This window comes from Ancylomarina longa (genome assembly GCF_003996985.1).
In the GTDB taxonomy this organism is placed as follows: Bacteria; Bacteroidota; Bacteroidia; order Bacteroidales; family Marinifilaceae; genus Ancylomarina_A; species Ancylomarina_A longa.
Window position 1 is genome coordinate 23201 of the sequence record NZ_RJJX01000010.1, and the last position, 22624, is coordinate 45824.

At 34.9% G+C, this 22624-nt stretch carries 19 protein-coding genes; 9 read left to right on the top strand and 10 right to left on the bottom strand.

Annotated features, from left to right (window positions below):
* Positions 1 to 144: 144 nt before the first annotated feature.
* A complete protein-coding gene (locus DLK05_RS08895) occupies positions 145 to 1938 on the top strand; it encodes a PAS domain S-box protein (RefSeq protein WP_127343656.1) in 1794 nt (597 codons plus the stop codon).
* A 4-nt stretch (positions 1939 to 1942) separates the two neighbouring features.
* The gene (locus DLK05_RS08900; protein WP_127343657.1) at positions 1943 to 2599 is read left to right on the top strand and encodes a response regulator; all 657 of its coding nucleotides are present in this window, start codon (positions 1943 to 1945) and stop codon (positions 2597 to 2599) included.
* Positions 2600 to 2767: 168 nt separating this feature from the next.
* Here DLK05_RS08900 and DLK05_RS08905 read toward each other — a convergent pair whose 3' ends face one another.
* Positions 2768 to 3727, bottom strand: a complete 960-nt coding sequence (locus tag DLK05_RS08905) for an ROK family protein (RefSeq protein ID WP_127343658.1) — start codon at positions 3725 to 3727, stop codon at positions 2768 to 2770.
* Between the two features lie 20 nt (positions 3728 to 3747).
* Entirely contained in the window at positions 3748 to 4977 is a 1230-nt protein-coding gene (locus DLK05_RS08910) for a sugar MFS transporter (protein WP_127343659.1), read from the bottom strand.
* Between the two features lie 246 nt (positions 4978 to 5223).
* Between DLK05_RS08910 and DLK05_RS08915 the strand changes: the two genes are divergently transcribed.
* A complete protein-coding gene (locus DLK05_RS08915) occupies positions 5224 to 6102 on the top strand; it encodes an AraC family transcriptional regulator (protein ID WP_127343660.1) in 879 nt (292 codons plus the stop codon).
* Here the strand turns inward: DLK05_RS08915 and DLK05_RS08920 are convergent.
* Together DLK05_RS08920 and DLK05_RS08925 are read right to left on the bottom strand one after the other, a co-directional pair.
* A complete protein-coding gene (locus tag DLK05_RS08920; RefSeq protein WP_127343661.1) occupies positions 6088 to 7359 on the bottom strand; it encodes an alpha/beta hydrolase-fold protein in 1272 nt (423 codons plus the stop codon). The two genes, DLK05_RS08915 and DLK05_RS08920, sit on opposite strands and share 15 nt — an antisense overlap.
* 164 nt (positions 7360 to 7523) lie before the next feature.
* Complete coding sequence (locus DLK05_RS08925; RefSeq protein WP_127343662.1) at positions 7524 to 8396, bottom strand: metallophosphoesterase; 873 nt, start codon at positions 8394 to 8396, stop codon at positions 7524 to 7526.
* Between the two features lie 113 nt (positions 8397 to 8509).
* Between DLK05_RS08925 and DLK05_RS08930 the strand changes: the two genes are divergently transcribed.
* From DLK05_RS08930 to murB, 4 genes are all read left to right on the top strand, one after another.
* The gene (locus tag DLK05_RS08930) at positions 8510 to 8842 is read left to right on the top strand and encodes a hypothetical protein (protein WP_127343663.1); all 333 of its coding nucleotides are present in this window, start codon (positions 8510 to 8512) and stop codon (positions 8840 to 8842) included.
* A 6-nt stretch (positions 8843 to 8848) separates the two neighbouring features.
* Positions 8849 to 9397, top strand: coding sequence for a hypothetical protein (locus DLK05_RS08935; protein ID WP_127343664.1), 549 nt, complete (start codon positions 8849 to 8851; stop codon positions 9395 to 9397).
* 91 nt (positions 9398 to 9488) lie between these two features.
* On the top strand, positions 9489 to 10520 hold the full coding sequence (locus tag DLK05_RS08940) for a threonine aldolase family protein (protein ID WP_127343665.1): 1032 nt from the start codon (positions 9489 to 9491) through the stop codon (positions 10518 to 10520).
* Positions 10521 to 10548: 28 nt separating this feature from the next.
* The gene (gene murB / locus DLK05_RS08945; RefSeq protein WP_127343666.1) at positions 10549 to 11562 is read left to right on the top strand and encodes a UDP-N-acetylmuramate dehydrogenase; all 1014 of its coding nucleotides are present in this window, start codon (positions 10549 to 10551) and stop codon (positions 11560 to 11562) included.
* A 50-nt stretch (positions 11563 to 11612) separates the two neighbouring features.
* Here murB and mltG read toward each other — a convergent pair whose 3' ends face one another.
* On the bottom strand, positions 11613 to 12683 hold the full coding sequence (gene mltG, locus DLK05_RS08950; protein ID WP_127343667.1) for an endolytic transglycosylase MltG: 1071 nt from the start codon (positions 12681 to 12683) through the stop codon (positions 11613 to 11615).
* 203 nt (positions 12684 to 12886) lie between these two features.
* Between mltG and DLK05_RS08955 the strand changes: the two genes are divergently transcribed.
* Entirely contained in the window at positions 12887 to 14014 is a 1128-nt protein-coding gene (locus DLK05_RS08955; RefSeq protein ID WP_127343668.1) for a M14 family metallopeptidase, read from the top strand.
* 204 nt (positions 14015 to 14218) lie between these two features.
* Here the strand turns inward: DLK05_RS08955 and DLK05_RS08960 are convergent, their stop codons facing one another.
* Positions 14219 to 15655 (bottom strand): S8 family peptidase, encoded by a 1437-nt coding sequence (locus DLK05_RS08960; RefSeq protein WP_127343669.1) that lies wholly within the window; start codon positions 15653 to 15655, stop codon positions 14219 to 14221.
* 734 nt (positions 15656 to 16389) lie between these two features.
* Here DLK05_RS08960 and DLK05_RS08965 point away from each other — a divergent pair.
* Positions 16390 to 17370, top strand: a complete 981-nt coding sequence (locus DLK05_RS08965; RefSeq protein WP_127343670.1) for a transglutaminase domain-containing protein — start codon at positions 16390 to 16392, stop codon at positions 17368 to 17370.
* 52 nt (positions 17371 to 17422) lie between these two features.
* Here DLK05_RS08965 and DLK05_RS08970 read toward each other — a convergent pair whose 3' ends face one another.
* The 4 genes from DLK05_RS08970 to DLK05_RS08985 all read right to left on the bottom strand — a co-directional run bounded on the left by DLK05_RS08970 (position 17423) and on the right by DLK05_RS08985 (position 22391).
* Complete coding sequence (locus DLK05_RS08970; protein WP_127343671.1) at positions 17423 to 18469, bottom strand: nucleoid-associated protein; 1047 nt, start codon at positions 18467 to 18469, stop codon at positions 17423 to 17425.
* Between the two features lie 62 nt (positions 18470 to 18531).
* The gene (locus DLK05_RS08975; protein WP_127343672.1) at positions 18532 to 20067 is read right to left on the bottom strand and encodes a PepSY domain-containing protein; all 1536 of its coding nucleotides are present in this window, start codon (positions 20065 to 20067) and stop codon (positions 18532 to 18534) included.
* 72 nt (positions 20068 to 20139) lie between these two features.
* The gene (hcp, locus tag DLK05_RS08980; RefSeq protein WP_127343673.1) at positions 20140 to 21786 is read right to left on the bottom strand and encodes a hydroxylamine reductase; all 1647 of its coding nucleotides are present in this window, start codon (positions 21784 to 21786) and stop codon (positions 20140 to 20142) included.
* Positions 21787 to 22028: 242 nt separating this feature from the next.
* Positions 22029 to 22391: a hypothetical protein gene (locus DLK05_RS08985; RefSeq protein WP_127343674.1), complete on the bottom strand. Its 363-nt coding sequence runs from the start codon at positions 22389 to 22391 to the stop codon at positions 22029 to 22031.
* Between the last annotated feature and the right edge of the window lie 233 nt (positions 22392 to 22624).

Here is a 22624-nt window from a genome sequence, read left to right on the forward strand (position 1 = left end):
ATACGATATAGAAGATATAGTAAGGTAGTAAAAAGAACCAATCTCAATAAAATAGAAAAATAGGAGAATTTCATAAATATTTGATAAATTCCACAAATTCAAATCAATTTCAGTTCAATTGAAATTAGAACAATTTATTAAAGTATGAAGAAAAGAATTGGTAATGAACTATTTCGTTTCATGATAACGATGTTAGTTCTTATTGCAATGATAGCGATGGTTGGTTTAATTTGCATTCAAGTATTGAAAGGAACTTCAAATAAAATTGTAGTGGAATATCTGGAGTTAAATGCAATTCAGAAACTCAAGTATTCCTTTCATGTAATGACTGATTCGGCTCACGATTACATATTGCTCAAAAGACCTAAAGATAAGCAACAGTTTATTCAACAATCTAATCGAACATTTGCCTACTTGCAAGATCTCAAAGTAGTATTATCATCCACGCACAGCAAAAGAATGCTAATTCAATTTGAAAAACACCTAAATGGTTTTAGAAGTAGTATTGATGACATAGCTAACGATAACCTCAGCAGAGGAGAATTAATTGATAAAGCGGATATCCTCATCCGAAGAGCTAACCATGAATTGGACAAATTATTTGGAGAAACCAAACGAGAAATAAATGAATATATCCACACCAATAGGGTTGCTTCACGTCATACTACTATTAGCATTTTCATATTAGCATTGCTTCTAATAATAAGTAGTTCTATCTGGGGAACACGTTTTGTAAAAAAAATTATAAAAGCTATAAAATTATTAGTTCGATCCACTATAAAAGCAGAAGCCGGGGATCTGTCTGTTCGAGCAGAGAATATTTCTGATGATGAGATTGGTGAATTGGCAATCTATTTCAATCGGATGATAGAAAGTCTGGATCGAACTACTGTATCCCGAGATTATCTGGATAATGTTTTAAAGAGCATGTTTGATGCTGTAGTAGTAAGTGATATCAACGGTAAAATTCTTTCCCTTAATCAGGCTACACTTCATCTTTTGGATTTTCAGGAAATGGAATTGATAGGTCAGCCAATAAATAAAATATTCTATCATGACGAAGATTCTCCCCAAAATAGCAAAGATCCAAATTGTGTGAAACAAGCTTTACGAGGAGATCGTTTTAGTCAGCAGAAGTATTACCGAACCAAATCAGGAAAACCTATTCCTGTACTATTTTCCTGTTCTGCATTTAGAGATAATCTTGGCAATACTAAAGGAATTGTTTTTGCAGCCCACGATATTTCGGAGAGAGAAAAAATAAGGTTGGAGCTGGAAAGTTCAAGAAAAGAAAGATTGATAGCCATTAACGAAGCCCAGGAAGAGGAACGTATGCGCATAGCCACAGAGATACACGATGGCTTAGGCCAAATGCTTACTGGAATTTCCTATTCTGTGGACAATTATTTTATGGATCAGTTTGAAAATAACGATCCAATAAAAAATAAGCTACACCTTCTACACGATCAAATTGATGCTGCCATACAGGAATCAAGAAGTATTGCCTACGACTTAATTCCTATTTTATTAAAAGATTTTGGATTAATTGTAGCGGTAAACAATTTGATTACACAAACCAATGAGCAAGGTGGAATCAAAGTTCGGTTTGATGCTTTTAATTATCCCAATAGATTGGATGAAAAGCTGGAAAAGGTGCTGTACCGAGTTATCCAAGAAGCTCTCAATAATATTCTTAAGCACTCGAAAGCAAGGATGGCAAACATTCAAATCGTAAAACATGAGGATATGCTTTCCCTTTCGATAGAAGATGACGGACTTGGTTTTGATCTTACGAAAACAAAGAAAAAATCATCCAAAGGAGGAATTGGTTTAATGAGTATGAAAGAACGTGTACAAGCATTTAATGGTAATATTAGCATACATTCTTCTCCAAATAATGGCGTTGAAATTTTAATTGAAATCCCTTTAAACTTATAATACTATGACAACTTGCAAAGTCATTATAGCCGATGATCATCAAATAATTGTGGATGGAATAAAAGCCATGCTCAATCAGATACCAAACATCGAAATTATTGGTGAAGCACGGGATGGTCAAGAGGCTGTAAATATAATTTTTGATTTACGTCCCAATCTGGTAATACTGGATATTTCTATGCCTAAATTATCGGGAATTGAAGTAGCTAAACGTATTCGAAAAGAGAATACCAAGATCAAAATTCTGGTTCTAACGCAGCATGAAAACAGAGAATATGTGATGCAAATGTTACGAGCCGGTGCAAATGGCTATCTTTTAAAAAACTGTAAAAAACCTGAACTTGTAGAAGCAATTGACACAGTGATGAGAGGGGAAAGCTATCTCGGAAATCGAATTTCCAAAGTGATGATTAATAGCATCATCGATAAATCCACCAAGGCAGAAAAGGAAGAAACCAAGGTTCATTTCACCAAAAGAGAGAAGGAAATTATCAGACTAATAGCTACTGATTTAAGCAATCAGGAAATTGCAGATCAACTATCAATAAGTTTACGAACTGTAGAAACGCACCGTCGGAATGTAATGCAAAAACTAAATGTAAATACCGTTGTGGCTCTTGTTCGTTATGCAGTTAAACACAAAATCATTACCATCGAGTAATTACTGTTCATTTTTAAAAATCAGTGTTTTCACAAGTATAGAATTCGTTCAAGTCAGACTAACAGACCAATAATAATCCTACAATCCAAAGTCAAATTCTATTAAAGTAAAAGGACTGCCTTGTTATCAAGACAGTCCGGAAGGGAACTCTAATAATGAAATTTAGAGCTATCGATTATTTTTACTATTCCATACTAAAGCTGCAGCACCTAGAACTGCGGCATTATCAACAATTCCAGATGGCAGAACGCTTATTTTTCCTTTATAGATATCTAACAACTGGCTCTCTAATGTTTCGCGAACAGGTTCAAATAGAATATCTCCAGCTTTCGTCAATCCCCCAAACAGAAAAATAGCTTCTGGACTCGTTACAGCAACAACATTAGCAAGTACTTCTCCCAGCATTTTAGCTGTATAGCTGAATGTTTCATTTGCCACCAAATCACCCCGGCCGGCCGCTTCAGCAACCATTTTAGCAGTAAGCTGACTAAATGGAATATCCCGCAATTCGCTTGCCCCAAGATGCCTGGCCAAGAGCTTATATACAGTTCTTTTTACCCCCGTTGCCGACACATAAGTTTCCAGACAACCTTTTCGTCCACAACCACATTCTCGTCCGCTTTTCCGTACAATCATATGACCAACTTCACCAGCAAATCCATCATGCCCATAAAGTAATTCGCCATTTACCACAATGCCACTACCCAATCCGGTACCTAAGGTAATTACCATGAAATTGTTCATTCCTTTAGCTGCTCCAAACACCTTCTCCCCCATGGCGGCAGCATTTGCATCGTTGGTAATAACGACAGGAACATCCAATCTTTTTCTTACCATTTCAGCTAATGGAATACTTCCTTTCCAAGGAAGATTCGCAGCTTTTTCTATAGTTCCGGAATAATAACTCGCATTAGGAGCACCAATTCCAATTCCTATTATCTTTAGATCATTAGCAGGATTCTGAAGACCCAATTCTATTGCCTCAAATAATTCATCCAGATAATCTTCAATACGATCATGTTTTTGTGTAGGAATACTTCCTTCCATCAAACAATTTCCTTGTGGATCAATACAACCAAATACAGTATTTGTTCCTCCTATATCTATGCCTAATGCTACTTTTATCATAGCCTTGTGAATATTTTAAATTAATGTTTATGTCCTTTGAGTGCATAGAAAAGAATATATCCATAACACAAAATAGTAATTGCAAAAGAATTACTCAATCCGAAATTATCAGCCAAAACACCCATTAGAACAGGAACAATCGCTCCTCCGACAATGGCAAGACATAGAATTCCTGATCCTTGACTAGTATGCTTTCCTAATCCATCAATAGCAAGTGTAAAAATAGTTGGGAACATGATAGAATTGAACAATCCTACCAAAACAATACTCCACATAGCCACATAACCAGAAGTCAACATACTAGTGATAATCAATACAACCACAAAAACAGAATTAAATGCCAACACCTTAGATGCGGACATCTTCTGCATTATTGCTGATCCTATAAAACGACCTATCATGGCACCTCCCCAAAAAACAGCTACATAATTTGCTGCTTGAGCTTCTCCATACAAATGTAAGCCTTCACTTCCCAAATACATTACCAAAGAGCTACCAATTGCAACTTCGGCACCTACATAAGCAAATATGGCAACTGCCCCTAATACTAAGTGTCGGAATTTCCAAGCTGAACCTTCAGCCTTTTGTTCCTCTACTTCCTGTATTTTAGGCAATTTTACAAATGCGAAAACCACTGCAATTAAAACCAATGCAAGAGCCAGGCCTACATAGGGAAGCTGAACCGCTTCCGCTTTGGCAGCAGATTCCTGAGCTGTATTTTCCAGAATTAGATAGGATCCAAAAATTGGCGCAACAGTGGTTCCCAAGCTATTGAAACCTTGAGTTAAATTCAATCTACTTGATGCCGTTTCCGGACTACCCAGTTCCGCAACATAAGGATTTGCAGCTACCTGCAGGATTACAATTCCCACTGCAAGAATAAAGAATGCAAAAAGGAAAAAGCCATAAGATAAAAAAGCTGCTGCCGGGAAGAATAAGCCTGCACCTATTCCTGCAATACCCAATCCGGTTACAATTCCCATTTTATAACCAATCTTACCGATAATCCAACCAGCGGGTAATGACATTAAAAAATAAGCTCCAAAAAAAGTGAATTGCACCAACATTGCCTGAGTAATATTCAAATCAAACAGGCCTTTTAAATGTGGTATTAAAATATCGTTCATGCAGGTTAAGAATCCCCACATAAAAAACAGAGAAGTCAATAGAGCCAATGCTCCTTTATAATTCATCCCCTGCTTCTTTGCTCTGGATGTATCCGAATTTAAATTTGTGCTAATGCTGACCATATCTTTAATATTTCAATCGTTTGAGTTTCTGTAGACAAATCTCGATCAATTAAAACAGAAAGCATTTTACTATATTGCCATTCTATAACACTATATTTGCATTTAAGTTGTATTAATAGCTTGTAGTTGCTAATTAGCTACAAGTTGTAAAGGGATTGTTCCTCTTACGGTATTATCCTATTCACTTTGCCATGGATACAATAAAGCTAACGTTGTATGTTACTTATTTTATAAAATTTTACACCTATGTCACTGGTACTCGAAGAAATATCCGTAAAAAACGAACACTCCTTTCGAACAAAAATTGATGTTCTTCCTCATATCAAAGTGCCTTGGCATCATCATCCGGAATATGAACTAATTTTTATCGAAAAGAGTAAAGGTACTCTGATCGTTGGAGATTGCATCGATAAATTCAAGGATGGAGATATGGTGTTTATTGGACCGAACACTCCGCATGTTATGAAGAATGAAAATTTGTACTACCAAAATAATTCCGAAATGCAAGCTATTGCTTGGGTAGTACATTTTAAAAAGGAAAGTTTTGGGAAGGAATTTTTTCTACTGCCGGAAATGTCTCGCATTCGAAAGTTTCTAAAAAAGTCCTTTCAAGGAGTAAGAGTAAACGGAAGTACCAAATTCAAAATTATTCAACAGCTTAAAACATTGCATACTTCAGATTTTGCACAACGTATCATTATTTTACTACAAATATTACAAATACTAGCCCTTTCTGATGATCTGGAATATTTGGCTTCCGAAAATTTTGTCGAATCCTTTAAACAGAGTAGCAACCAAAAACTCTATAAAATATACGAATATGTAAGTAAGAATTTTCAGCAAAAAATTGAATTAGAAGAAGCGGCAAAGGTCGCTAATATGAGTAAGTCAGCATTTTGCCGTTTTTTCAAGAGCAAAACGAAAAAAACTTTCTCTGAATTCCTGAATGAAATGAGAATAAATTACTCTAAAAAACTACTTCTGGAAGGCAAACTAACAATAGCACAAATTGCCTATGAATGTGGATTTAACAGTCCTTCCTATTTCAATAAACAATTTAAAGCCTTTACGGGAAATTCACCACTACAGGAACGGGAGAAAAATTCAGATTTAATCAGCATTTAACCAAATTAATGCTTCTCGAAACATATCACGCCAATGAAACAAAGCATGCCCCTGATGCGTGATCTCATAATGGTGTCGCAGCACGCTTTTGTTACTTTCTAATGCCTTGTAAAAATCATTATTCACCTGTAACCAAGGCTCATATGAACCTACATGTAAAAATATGTTTACTGGAAAGGATACCTCGGCAATACGATTTCCCAAGTCCTCTCCAAGATTCTGAGACCTATACAAAACATTTAACGCTCCGGATTGACTAATCACATTTTGAAAGATTTCGGGATGTTTTTGTGCTGCATAAACGGCAAAGGCTCCACTATTAGAAAGTCCCACAATGGTTCTGTCTTGAGCATCCGGTTTCGTAGAATAATTAGCATCAATAAAAGGAACAAAATCATTGACAAGGTAATCGAGATAGATAGACTTCTCCGACTTCACATAGTCTTCATTTCTGTAGAATATCTGATCCGACACTTGATAGAAATCCATAAAAACAGCAATAACAGGTTCAGACTCCTGATGAAAAATCATGTAGTCTAAAACATTATTTATCTTCATATTCTTGACATAATCTTTACCGTCCTGGAAATAGATTACAGGATAAGAAATATCTGAATTATAATTTGGAGGCAAGTAAACATGATAGATACGCGAGACTACTTGCTCCTGCCCGTTTATTCCAACTTTTCCTTGGTGGGATAAATCCAGAAGAACTTTACCGTGTGGTATATTTTCGTAATATTTCACCTCTGGCTGATCGGGGTAATCCGGCATTTTTAGCTCGGAGTGCTTTCCCCATCCAGTAAGTCCAAAGTTAGGATTCAGTGGATCTAATATTGCTTTCTTCCCATCCAATATAAATTCATATTCCAATCGCGCATCCAATTCATAGGTTTGCTTAAGGTAAAACAAATCCGTTCCGTTTACTCGGTTAAAGTTTAGATTTTGAGATTCATTTCCCCAATAATTAAAATCACCACTATAATCAACATTTTGCACATCTCCTTTGTAGATAAAACTTACAGACTCACCTTCTACACATGGAAATTTAAATTTATCCTGGAGCTCATCGAAATTAGAATCCAGGTATTTCTGAGCATCCCCACTGGTAAGCTTATTCAGCTGAGAAATGAACTCAGAAAAACGCTCCATTTCTGTGACATCCTTCTCTGGTGAAGGTTCCCATATGGTTTTATCTTCTGATGAGCAGGAAAAAAGAAAAAACAGAGTAAGTAAAAGAAAGAATTGGTTTTTCATAAAATTTTTAAATTGGTTTGTTAGATTTCTGATGCTATTAGCACTCCTCAATAAGAATTATCATCAATAAACATAGAAATAAAAATTCACCCAAATAAATTCAATGAAAAGCTAGTTCGAATAGGTAAACGACAGATTTCAACATCTCGTATGGTCAGCAAATCTTAAAATAGTTCTTTGCAATTTTTTAATAATTCTGTTGAATTCTGATATTCTTGCGTTGTACTTATCAACAAAAGCTTCTTTTCCAGATCTCGTAGACATCCGGTACTGGTGCAGATTCGAAGCTGATGTTCCCCAATATTTTCAGCACCATAGTTTACGCCAATATGTCCGCTCACTAAAGTTTTTAGAGGTGACTCCAAACGATCCTGACTCATCAAATCCAGTAAATTGTCCACCATTTGCAGATAGGACTCTCCATATTGTCGTTCATTTCCATTCATGAAAACATCCCAAAGATAATCTCCCTCTTTGGTGCTCATAAATTCAGCACCAATTTGAGGATTGAATTGAGTGATATTTTCCAAATGTCTTTGAAATTGTACAGAAGTAGGATAATTTTTCAACCATTGAAGATTGAATTCTTCATCTACACCATAACGATCTGAAGCACCGGTATGATTAATCAGAACCCCTCCTTTTGTTCGAATCATAAGTGGCATACTTGCAAAAAAACGAATTATAATTTCTCTGTTTTGTCGAATACGATTCTCGAACCATGTAGTAAATTCCAAAGTCCCTTTTTGCAAAGCAATATGGTAGATATGAACAAATTCATGATTCCCAAGCAAGCATATAATATCACTTTCAGGCTTATTAGCGCCCATTTCCAATAATTGCAAAACCATTTCCAACGATTCATCCTTTTGTTTGCCAGGATAAGCATGAATCAAATCGCCCAGGAAAACAAGATAATCAGCCTTACCACTTTTTTTCAGTTGCTTATAAAGCTTTAATATTTGTCTGAAATCATAAGCATTTCCATGTAAATCAGAAACAATCATTAAATTACCAAGGGACAAATCGCGAATCATATATAAAAAAATAAAATTGTAAGTAGAAGCGTTCTGCAAATGTTCTAAAATTTTAATAAATTATACAAGTAAGATCTTATATCAATATTATATGCAACTTAAATTTTACTAATATGCTTGAAGAACTTATTAAGAATACAAAAAATTACTTTTGGGATATGAATAAGGATGGGGACATTATTCTTGGCTGTTCCGATATAGAACCTAAAGCAAAGATTATTTTCACCCTAACGGATAATTGGGTAAATCTTGCTCCAATTGTTGAAGAAATTCCCGGAAGCTATGTTGGGCATCCACACAATTATTTAAAGAATACAAAAGAATATAAACAAGTTGTGAAATTGATGGAGCTAGTAAAATCTTATCTGGAAAATGAACCAACATTAGATCGGGATCTAACTCTCAAAAACACGATGAAATTTATTCAAAAACATTATCTCAAATAATAAACAATGAATAAGACTTTTCTTAGCCTTCTATTTCTGTGCCTACTATATTCTCCAATGTTGGAAGCAAAAAAAATAAAGAAATTACAAATAGGTGATAGATTTCCCAAAATGGAAGGAGAACTATTATCCTCTAAAAAAATTACCTTACCAAATCATTGTGAGGGAAAAGTCACCTTACTGATTGCAGCCTTTAAGAGAGGAACGCAAGATCAGATAGACAGTTGGACCAGACCAATATTATTCGAATTTAGCCAAGAGGAAGAGTTTCGATTCATTGAAATACCAATGATCAGTAATTTTTATTCCTGGATATCGAATTACATCAATAATGGAATGCGAAATGGTATAATTTCATCTATGCATAAAAATGTAATGACATACTATGGTTCTCTGGACGAATATTTCAATTATTTCGGAGTGGAGGATAGAAAACTCTGTTATCTATTTCTCTTAAATAAAAAAGGAGAAATATGCTATATGAACAAAGGAGAATCCTCTTCCAATGAAATTAAAACACTAATTCATGATATCAGAATTCTTCTCGAAGAATAAAATGACTATTTATGATTTTAAATTGTTCCTTTTAATCGCAAATTAACCAATAAAGTATAATTTTAGGGCTTGGATAAAAAATCGAATTAAAATGAACAAACGAGGATTTGCAAGCGATAATTTTTCAGGAGTATTACCCGAAGTTATGAACGCCTTACAAGAGGCAAACCAAGGTCATGTAATGGCGTATGGTGGTGATCCCTACACCGACTCTGCCATTAATAAATTCAAACATCTTTTGGGAAATAATATTGATGTTTATTTTGCTTTTAATGGTACTGGGGCGAATGTTATTGGCTTATCTACCCTTTCGCAATCCTATCATTCTATTATTTGTCCGTCATCTGCCCATATTCAGGTTGACGAGTGCGGTGCTCCGGATAAATTCACTGGTTGTAAAGTGATTCCTATCGACACTCCAGATGGAAAACTAAGTCCGAAATTAATTCTTCCTCAACTGCATGGATTTGGGTTTGAACATCATTCACAACCCAAAATAATTTCCATCACACAATGCACCGAACTAGGTACTATTTACCAACCAGAAGAGATTAAAGCTATTTGTGATTTGGCTCACCAACACAATATGTACGTGCATATGGATGGAGCTCGATTGGCTAATGCAGTAGTTAGTTTAGGGGTTGATGTAAAAGAAATCACTGCCAACGCAGGTGTTGATGTACTTAGTTTTGGCGGAACTAAAAATGGGATGATGTTGGGGGAAGCAGTAATCTTCTTTAACCCGGAACTCTCTAAGGAAGCAAAATACATTCGGAAACAAAGTATGCAGCTTTGTTCTAAAATGAGATATATCGGAGCTCAATTCGATGCAATGTTAAGCAATGATCTTTGGTTAAAGACTGCACGTCATACTAATAAAATGGCCAAACTTTTGGAGACTGAAGTAGCTAAAATCCCTCAGGTAAAAATAACACAAAAGGTAGAAGCAAATGGTATCTGGGCTATTATACCAAAAGACAAAATAGAGAATTTACAAAATGAATATTTCTTTTGGATATGGGATGAAAACGCTGGCGAAGTGCGTTGGTTGTGTTCTTTCGACACTACAGAAGAAGATATTCATAGCTTTGTAGAACTATTACAAAAAGAGCTTGCCAACTAACCTGAAGTATAAATATTCAATCCATACAATGGCTGTTTTACACGAAAACTATTCCTTAAAGAAATACAATACATTTGGCATTGAGGCGAAGGCTAATTATTTTTTTGAATTTGAATCTCAATTAGAATTAATTCATTTTTTAAAAAATAACAGCCTTATCAATTCTTCCTATTTGATTTTGGGTGGCGGGAGCAATCTTCTATTTACTGATGATTTCAATGGATTAGTCTTACACCCCAATATTCGAGGTATCGAAATACAGGAAGATGGTGAAGAATCTATTCTAGTAAAAGTCGGAGCCAATGAAAATTGGGATGAATTTGTAGCGTGGAGTGTGAAGAATAATTATTCCGGAATTGAAAATCTCTCTCTAATTCCAGGAGCTGTTGGAGCAACTCCCGTTCAAAACATTGGTGCCTATGGTGTAGAAGTACAGGAGGTAATTGAACGGGTTGATGCAATTTCAATTGAAACAAACAATCTGGTAAGTTTCAGTAATACACAGTGTGAATTTGATTACCGAAATAGTGTCTTTAAGAAGGAATACAAAAATCTTTTCGTTATTACTCATGTGTATTTTCGCTTAAGTAAAACTTCAAAATTCAAAATTCATTACGGGGCTATTGAAGAGAAGTTAAAGTCTTATAGTGAGATTAATCTCCGTAATATACGAGAGGTAATAATAAAAATACGAAAAAGTAAATTACCTGATCCTGAGAAAATAGGAAATGCGGGAAGCTTTTTTAAAAACCCAATAATCCCAAAGGAAGAAGCAGATATTCTAAAACAAAAGTATCAGAAACTCCCCATTTATCCGATGAACGAAAATGAATCCAAAGTAGCAGCAGGATGGCTCATTGATCAATGCGGTTGGAAAGGCAAACAAATAGGTAATGCAGGCGTTCACAAAGATCAGGCTTTAGTGCTTGTTAACCTGGGTAATGCCAGCGGAAGCGAAATTCTAAATTTAGCAAACGAAATTCGAAAATCAGTAATCTATCGATTTGGCATTAAATTGGAAATGGAAGTTAATGCCATTTAAACAGATTCCCTGAAACTGTATAAAGTAACATCATTAGAGATATAAACTTATTATCTTTTAATTCCCCTGTGATTTAAGGCCTTCCAATATTTTCTTGAATTATTATTATGCTCTCGTAAGCTACTGGCAAAATTGTGATATCCTGAGAAATCCGGTTTAGCACAAAAATAGAAGTATCTGTGTTTCTCGTAATGCAGTACAGCATTGATTCCAGAAATAGAAGCCTGTCGAATTGGTCCGGGAGGTAAACCACGATATTTATAAGTATTATATGGAGAATCTATTTTTTTATCCTTATTCAAAATCCGCTTTATAGAAAAATCTCCCAATGCAAATTTCAAAGTTGGATCGGCATCTAATTTAATTTTTCGTTTTAAGCGATTCAGATAAACTCCTGCCACCCTGGCCTTTTCATCGTTCTTAATCGTTTCCTCGTCAACAATAGAGGCTAGTGTACTTATCTGTACCGGAGATAATCCAATTGCCTCAGCCCGTTTTAGTCGATCAACATTCCAAAACTTTATATACTCTTTATACATGCGATCCACAAATTCATTCGCACTCGTATTCCAATATACCTGGTAGGTATTGGGAATAAACATTGCAATGATAGTTTCTGGCAAAAATCCATATTTCCCAATTTCCGCCTTATTTCGTAGTAAATTTAATATCTGTATCGAATCAGCTTCAATCTGTCGGGATATCTTTCCCGAGAAATCCTCTAAGGTTCTGGTATTATTAAAGGTAAGATGAACAGGGCTTTGAATTCCAGAACGTAACAAATTCACCAATTCATTATTATTCATCCCGTTTTTCAATTGATATCTTCCTGCCTTTACATTTTTGGAATAATTCTTTTTTGTCATTACCCAATCCAGAGAATTTCGGTTTTCCAGGTAAGTATTTTTTTGTAGTGTATTAAGAACATCTACCTGTGTTGAACCACTAGGAATGTACAGATAATCTGTTTGCTTCCCTCCCAAATTAATATTCTGACTATAAACTCTGGTATATAAATGAAATAATATGGCACCGGTGATTATTAAAATCAGCATAAGAACGAGAACTATTATTCTCCACATTGTGGAACGATTATCCCTGAGTCGTGCTAGATTTATCATTTTACTTGATTTGTGATTTTTGATTCTCTGCAAAAATAGAGAAATATTATTTCCTAAATATTATATCAAGATATATTATTACATGAGCTGGTTTATTGTTCTAGTAATAACCAATAGCATTTCTTAAGCTAATTTCGAAATTTGCTTGTCCGCCAAAAGCAAAAAATCTACCTTTGAATGTCAACAACAAAAATACAACATACATGAACATTTCATCTAATTTTGATAGTGGTAAAATCCAAATCGTTGATATTCGCGATCCACAAAACATACAACTAAAAATCCCGAATGATACTAACTCTGAACATTTTCAGTGGTTTCATTTTCGAGTGACAGGAATACAAAATCAGGCATTGAAACTTAAGATAATCAATGCACACGAGGCCTCCTATCCCGAAGGTTATGAACATTACAATACAGTAGCTTCTTATGATAGGCAACATTGGTTTAGAGTACCTACTCTTTACAATGGAAAGGAGCTGATTATAGAACATACACCAGAGTTTAATTCAGTTTATTACGCCTATTTTGCACCCTACACCTACTCCCAACATTTAGATTTGGTGCATCAGGCACAAATGTCCTCTGAGTGCGAATTGGTTTCTATCGGTACAAGTGTAGAAGGAAAGGATATTGATATGCTGGTTGTTGGTGAACCCGATAAGCAGAAGAAAAAAATCTGGATAATTGCACGTCAGCATCCTGGTGAAAGCATGGCAGAATGGTTTATGCAGGGATTAATAGCTAAATTATTAGATGAGGATGATCCGGTATCCAGAACTTTATTGAATAAAGCAGTGTTTTACTTAGTTCCTAACATGAATATTGATGGTAGTATTGCAGGTAATCTTCGTGTAAATACCAAAGGATTTAATTACAACCGGGAATGGGCAGAACCGAATATTGACAACAGCCCCGAAGTTTTTCATGTTCGCAATTTAATGGATGAGTATGGCTGTGATCTGAATTTAGATATTCACGGCGATGAAGCATTGCCCTATAATTTCATTTCCGGTATTGAAGGAATCCCATCTTTCGATGATCGTCTTAAAAATCTCACCAAAATTTTTATCGACTCATGGAAAGCTAGTTGTCCTGATTTCCAGGATCTTCATGGATACCCAAAGAATGAGCCGGGCAAAGGAAATCTCGCAATTTGCTCAAAACACATTGGTGAAAGATTTAAATGTTTATCTTTGACAATCGAAATGCCTTTTAAGGATAATAATGATTTACCTGAACCAGAATGTGGTTGGTCTCCTGATAGGTGTATTTTATTTGGAGAATCTGTACTTCAGCCAATTCTGCAAGTGGTTGATCAACTAAGATAATTAAGGATTATACTACTAAGTATATTACTCGAAAGGCCCATGCTTAAGCTTCCGTAAGTGTGGGTCTTTTTAATTTTTCTTTAGCAATTAATGGAACAAAAATTCCCCTATAGGGAATGCATAAAAAAAGTCCATATTTTAAATTCAAACATGGACTTTTTCCTTTTAATCAAATTTACTTTCCAGAAAAAATAAATTTCAAGTTTATTGAACAGAATTGGCGGCATTAACCCTGCCAGAACCAAAATAGGCATCTTTCCCTGGTTTTCCAAGATCATCTGCACTTTGCCTTAATATCGACATCACTTGAGCAGGTGTAGCATCTCCTCCGAATTTTTCAATTATCAGGGCAGCTGTTCCTGCAACATAAGGTGCAGCCATACTAGTTCCTGCTGCAAAACCCCACCCTTCACTTATCGTACTGATTACCATATCATACCACCAAAAATTACCAGGGTAATCGAAATCACCACCTGGTGCTGCAATGTCTATCAAAGACTGGCCGTAATTTGTATAGCTGGCAGGAATATCCAAATTGGTATTGGGATCAAAAGCAAAGCCATAAGGAGCAGTCGCAGATACACTCATTAAATGATTGAGACTGGCTGGTATAAAAACCAAATTTTTGGTATGGTTGGCATCCAAAGCATCGTTTGAAGCGGCAACAACCACCAAAGATCCTTTTTGATAAGCATAAGTTATGGCTTTTTGTATGGTATTAATGTAAGCAGCTACTTCTTGTGCCCCCACTTTTATAATTGAACCATCTGGTAATTGCACATAATAACCATTCTGAGGAAGACTTGTTCCTAAACTCATATTTATTACATCAGCTCCATTATTCGCAGCATAGACAATTCCAGCATTTATCCATGAAAAAGAACCACTCCCAGTATATTCTGAAAGTACTTTAACGGCAACTAATTCAGCTTTTGGTGCAACTCCAATCACACCATAATCAACACCACCCAAGTCTGGACCATTAGTAGCACCAATGATTCCGGCCACATGGGTGCCATGATTAAAATAAAAACCAGGGCGGATGTTGTAATCTTCGCCAGGAACAAAAGATTTCGATAAATCAGTATTTAGGTTGGGTGCCAAATCAGGATGTTCTGCATCAATACCACTATCAAGAATAAAGACTTTTACTCCATTTCCAGTATAACCTTTATCCCAAGCACCAGGAGCATTAATAGCTTTCAACCCCCATTGATATCCAAAATATTGCTCATTTGATCCTATGTTTAATGGAAAAAACTGAGCTTTGTCTGTTGTTTCAGTGTTTATCCATTGCAAACGGATATCTGGCAACACATCAGTGATACCCTTAATTTTTTTAATTTTTTTAATAAAATCAGCTTCTTTGCTTTTAACCACAATCATTCCTATTTCGGGGAGTTTCTGATTAATTTTAGCATTTAATTGCAGAATTTGATTTTCAATTTCAGTCGAGAAATTATCTGCAAAAATAAGAAATCCATCAGCCTTATAAGTTACACTTTGTGTAGCAGACAATTCTACACTTTTTACTTTGGTCGCTAATTCGGGAGTTTCCAAATTAAGGTCTTCCTCAATAAAATCATTTGAACAGGCTGAAATAAACAGCCCAGCAAAGAAAATAACAATAATTTTTTTCATAGTAATTTTTTAGTTTAAAGTGTTATAACACAAATAAAATTACATCATAAAAATTTCAAAGTCAATATTAATTTCGCAAGAACAATCTAAATTATTTTACCGTACATTAAAATATTCATAATATTGAAATCACAATTATTTTTTTATGAAACGACAAACTATCTTCCAAGAAGATCTGAATATCAAATCGATTAATCTCAAACATGCGTTGAAATTATTTTTATTGTATAACCCACAAACAACTCACAACTGAATAAATTTATTAAACAGTAACATAAAAATGATAGCTATATCATTGTTACAAATAGGATTATTTCTATTCTTAAATTTGATTTTTTCATCTGCTTACCTAGAAGAACAAGACTCTATTGACAAACTAATTTCACACTATCCAACATTCCTTTATCAATTCCCTAGCCTATTCTCACCCAAGCAATAAGCTTATTTTATTATCTTCCACCTTATCTTTCAGAGAAAATGTAAGGAAGGTTTACATTTTTCACCTGCATTAAAATAATTTTTGACCTACATCAAAATATATTTTCATGTAGATGATATTCTTTTTTGATGTAGATCAAAACATCAATACATAACGACCTTTTAAAGAAAAGATACTTAAGCTTAAATGAAATGTACCTTACTACCTATCCTTTTATTAGAAAAAACTATTTTAGTACTTTCAATCCTTATTCTATTTTTACCAAAAACGCTTTGTCTTATTTAGGTTTAAAACAATGAAGCATTCTATTTTTCCTTTCTTAATCATTCTATTCCTCTTCACTGGATTAAAAGCCCATAGCCAGGAAAATAATAGTATGGAAGAAAAAATAAGCAGGTATCCTAAATATTATAAGAATACGGTGGAGCTCGCCCAACAAATAGAATCCGATTTCAAGACAGATAAGGAAAGAGCAAAAGCAGCATTTGCATGGATTGCCAGGAATATAGCTTACGATACCAAAAATCTTACAAAACCTTCACGAATTCGATTTTCATATCGTACCGAGACTGAATTACAAGCCAAGAAGAGACAATTTCGTAAAAATTTAGCTTTAAAAACCTTACACAAACGAAAGGCATTGTGCGAAGGTTATGCCACTCTTTATCAGGAAGTATGCCAATTAATGCACCTGCAATGTGAGCTTGTGACCGGCACGGCAAGGCGTTCTGTTGCCGACATTGGTAATACGAGCCTAAGTTCAAATCACACCTGGAATGCTGTAAAAGTAAATCAGAAATGGTTGCTTGTTGATGCTACCTGGGCCGCTGGATCGGTAGATTTTAGCAGAATGATTTTCACCCGAGACTATGCATCGGCTTACTTTGCAAGCAAGCCTGTCGAGTTTGCGATGAAACATTATCCGGATAATCCGAAATGGTTGCTTACCAAAGAAAAAATCGACAAAATATCTTTTGCACAACAGCCCATGTTGTATCCTGCTTTTATGGGTAAAAATATAGAATTATTATCTCCAACTAAGGGAATTCAACACATCGAGAATGGAGAGACCCTGGCTTTTAAAATGTTAAATCTACCTGAAAATACCTCTGTTGCATATCATTTTAAGAAGGAGAAATACGGTCAACATCTTCAGATATATCGGAATAAGGATTCCACCATTTTCACAATTCGACCTCAATTTAAAGGGAAAGATGAATTGATTATTTATTTTAATAATGAGCCGGCTTTGGGTTATCAAATCCAGGTAAAATAAATAAAAAAGAAGCTTTTACAATAGTACATTGCAAAAGCTTCATTTCTTTTTGTTACTGTTCGTCTTTAAAAAACAGCTTGTAATAGCTCATGTCGCGAGCAGCATCATATCCTTTCTCTAAATACTTGCGCTGACCATGAATATAAACATGAAAGTTTTTATCGAGTTTTAGTACATGCTTGAAAAAACGCTGCTCTGTTTTAACTGCATCGTTATTAATCTCAAATTCGGGTTGAATAGCTGCTCCATTTTCATTCTGGTAATAATCTTTGTATTCAGCAAAAGCAGTTGCAACTTCTGGCTGCTCAATTACTTCCTCCTTAAAAATCTCCTCGTTAAACTCCTTTTTATCCTTAAAAAAATTGATAGATTTGTTCATCATATCAATTTGGTCGGCCTTGGCAACTTCATTATCGTCGTTATATACATCCTTGATAAATCCTTTGCACATATCCAGATAATTCTGGGTATGATAAAAATTATCTTCCCGCAATTTTAAATTTAAAAAGTCATCCTTCCAGTATAATGCCTCGTTATTTTTATTGGTTTTATCCACAATACAAACCTTGTATCCGGTCTCCTTCTCGGTATTAAAAATCAAGCAACCCTTATCAAGTTTTTTAATATTGATTCCACTTTCACAACCCAATTCGAAATTATCCTGTTTTTGATAAACCTTCAGGAAAGTATCTTTGTTCTCCGATTTAAAAATACCGAGTGCATCGCAGACTTCCCCATCTACAATACATCCCGAAAAGCCAACCAGATAAAACTCTCCTCCCTTTATATTTGGGTGATTAGATACTTCGTACAGATGAACTGCAATGTTGTTAGATTGATCGTAAAACGTAGTGTTATCCTGAAAATATTCATTCGCATAAGAATAAATCTCATTCATTTCCAGACCTAAATCATGCTGGAAATTATAAAATTCTTCCTTATTAAAAGCCGTTAAAAAATACTTTAACAGGATATCCCGAACATCATCGTCTTCTATCTGAATTTCAGTTTTGGAAAGCTTTAAATCTTCCTCTAAGTGTTTATTTCCTACATTATGAACCACAATCCGATCCAAATTTATATCTTCAAAATTGAACATCTTCTTAAATTTTAATAACGCCCTAAAAGTACTCACTTTCGTGATATTTTAAGTTTCCTTTTTCAGGAACTGATTTTAACAGATTTCTTTCTCTGCTTTCTATACAACAAATATCCGGTTATTAATACTAATAAAATACCGAGTCCGGCAAGTGGAATAAATAAAATATAAAATTTTCCAAAGATGTATTGATATATTCTTCCGGTATGAATTTCCAGGCAAAGATTCCATAAGGACATAGGAGAATTTTTAATTTGTTGGGGCATTATAGTAAATCCGGAGGAATCGCTCAAATTTCCCGCTCCCAAGTTATAATCAAAGACAATTTCCTTTCCCGTAGCATCTTTAAGGTAACCAGCTATCGGATGGTCTGACAAAGGGGGACCCATTGTTTTCACAGGGATATAAGGTCTTGTCGTAATATAATTAATAACTACATTTCTTTCAGGAACCCAATAAAACAAACCGCTAAAAGAGCCCAATAAATATTGTCCGCCTGCAACTTTTTCCAATACATTCACTCCCATTACTGAAAATGGCGGTTGAACCGGATAAGCTTTTGGTGCAGATTGAAAAAGATCATCACTATAATATATCCCTTCATTTGTTGCAAGCACCACTCGTTTTAATTCTTCATCGTAAAGTATTCTGCGCAATTGATCATACCATGGATTTGGATTATCCAGATGAGTCATAGGTATTTTAGCTACTTTATTAGAAATAATAGCAATTAATAATGGTGGACGCAAAAACATACCGGTAAGCGTAGTGAGCAAAAGAAACACAAACAACCAGTTTCCCAAATGATTGTGCCATTTCAGATTGAATTTTAGGAAATTCACCTTCCGCTTAACAATGTTTCCTTTCTTCTTTCTCTTTTTTATCCATGCCGGAAAAAAGAAATACACCAAACCACTAAAGCACAGAAACAGAAATAGGAATCCAATAAAATCGACAAATAGTTTTCCAAGCCAACCAAATGCTTCCCCACTATGCAATTCCCATAAGGTTTTAAACAAACTCATTTTACCATCGTAATCGGCTTTAGATAATAAATTGATTTGCTCAAAACCTGTACTATTTTTCTTTAGTAAATGAGAACGGGTAAGCACATAAAAATCATCGTTAATTTCCATAAAATCGACAACACGCTTCTCGTGAACGGGTAACTCCACAGACTCCCAAATTTTGGATTGGCAATTCAATTGATATAATCCCAACAGAGTTCCGGCGTAAACATCTCCCGAATTAGTTTGAATCATCTTTTCAATCTTTCGGTGATCAATTCCCTTTGGAAATCCCTTATTAAAAGCTGTAAAACTCTTAAAATTATCTTTCGTTTTCCAAACTCCAATATTCCCATAAATCAATGCGGCATCCCCTTGTATTTGAATTGCAGACTTCACCGCAGCCTTATTCCAATTATTATATTGGTACCCTTTCCCAAGAAATTTCCGATTCACATCAAACGTTGAAAAAATACTCCGATGATTCATCACAATCCCCGAAAAGGAAAATAGAATAAGAAACACGGTCAACACAATTGAAGGCCACTTGTGGTATTTCTTTAAAAACTTAATTGTTTTGTTTCTGCTCATACTACAAAAGAAAAAATCCTGACAAGTTATTAAAACCTGTCAGGATGAATATATAAAACAATTTTAAATCGTTTAGTTCAAAAACATTTTCATGTCTTCATCAACAGTACCAATTCCTGCAATTCCGAAAGTATCAACCAATACTTTAGCTACATTAGGAGAAAGGAATGCTGGCAATGTAGGTCCCAGGTGAATATTTTTCACACCTAATGAAAGAAGCGCCAACAATACGATTACTGCTTTCTGCTCGTACCATGCAATATTGTATGCAATTGGAAGTTCATTAATATCATTCAACTCAAATACTTCCTTCAATTTCAATGCAATTACTGCTAAAGAGTAGGAATCATTACACTGGCCGGCATCCAACACACGAGGAATTCCACCTATATCGCCAAGCTCCAATTTGTTGTAACGATATTTAGCACAACCAGCAGTAAGAATTACTGTATCTTTTGGAAGTTTAGCCGCAAATTCAGTATAATAATCACGTCCTTTCATTCTACCGTCGCAACCTGCCATAACAAAGAACTTACGGATAGCACCACTTTTTACAGCATCAACTACTTTATCGGCAAGTTGCATCACCTGATTGTGAGCGAATCCACCAATAATTTCACCTTTTTCGATTTCGATTGGAGCAGCGCAAGTTTTAGCCAATTCAATGATTTCAGAGAAATCTTTCTTTCCATTCTCGTCAGCAGAAATATGCTTAAATCCAGGGAATCCCGATGCACCAGTAGTAAATACTTTATCTTGGTAAGTTGAAGTAGCTTTCGGAGGAACAATACAATTTGTTGTAAATAAGATTGGTCCATTGAAAGTCTCGAATTCTTCTTTTTGTTTCCACCAAGCATTACCATAGTTTCCTACAAAGTGTTCGTACTTTTTAAATGCTGGATAATAGTTTGCGGGTAACATTTCAGAGTGAGTATAAACATCAACACCAGTTCCTTCTGTTTGCTTCAACAACTCTTCCATATCTTTTAAGTCGTGACCTGAAATCAAAATACCTGGTTTGTTGCTTACACCTATATTCACTTTCGTGATTTCAGGATTACCATAAGCAGAAGTGTTTGCCTCATCTAATGTAGCCATAGCGGTTACACCATTCGCACCACATTCCATTACTAAAGCAACCAAATCGTCTGCTGTAAGCGTATCATCAGTTGTTGCAACCAATGCTTTTTGCATGAATGCATACAATTCAGCTTTTTCGAAATCTAAGTTATAAGCATGCTCTACATAAGCTGCCAAACCTTTTAATCCATAAATTGTTAGTTCGCGCAATGAACGAACATCCTCGTTTGCAGTTGATAAAACTCCAACCACACGAGCTTTTGCATCAAAGTCATTTTCAGAATCAGCAGTCCAAGTTGCAGAATGATGTAAATCACCAAAAACAACTCCTGCATCCTCTGCTTGTTTCTTAATTTTTTCTTTCAGTTGAAGACCTTCGCGAATTACAGTAACAAATTTTGTCTTATCGAAATTGGCATTAGTAATAGTCATGAACAAACCATTTGTAATAAATTTGTTCACCTTCTCATTTTCAACACCAGCTTCACGAGCTTTAGTACTGTACTGTGATATTCCTTTCATCACGTACATCAATAAATCCTGGATATTTGCAACCTCATCGGTTTTTCCGCAAACTCCTTTTACAGTACAGCCTGTTCCTTTGGCTGCTTCCTGACATTGATAACAAAACATGCTCATAATTTTATTTTTTAGTATTGTTGATATTAATTTATTCAAGTTACAAAATCTGCGAAGATATGTCCATTATAATTAGTGAGCTTATCTCCTTTCGACACCACAAAGATGCAACAGCCCGATTCTAAAAAGTGTAACAGATGTTACAAACATGAAAAAAATAAGATTTTTTTATCTCTTTCTGTTTTTTCAACAAAAAAATCCCAAACGAAAATTGTTTGGGACTAATTCTAAGCCATATATCGCTAAAGTTGACTATAATATCGCTTCAACTCCTTTTTTAATTCACATTTACATTTTAAATAGCTCTCCAATTGCTGCGATGTAAGGATATTTCTAAATTCACTTTCCTTTTGCAACAAGCTATCACGAACAGCCTGCATACACGAGAAACCATTCTTTTCTCTGCTTAATCGATCAATTTCTTTTTCGCATTTTAAATTTAAGGCTTCAATTTGAGGAATTTGATTGGGTTTCAACTCCAACTTCTTTTCCATCCAACTAGTTATAAGTTGTGCTCTTTTTTCTGCAAAAGAAATTGTTTTGGCACTCCCTTCAAAATTCAAAAGCACAAACAATAGAATCAAACTTCTAGCCACAATCTTCATAAATTCTATTTATTAATTTATACTACCACGAACTCTTAAGAAACGTTTAATCTGCTTAAAAGTTATTCAAAACTGCTTAAAATTAGAAAAAACAGTAGTAATAACAAATTCCCAACCATTATAAATGGATGTATTTCAGTAAGAAGTACACTATCTAAATACACTTTAAATAGTTCTTCTATCATTCTATAAATTAAAAAATATTTAATAATTTAGGCATCCTTTTCTATCGA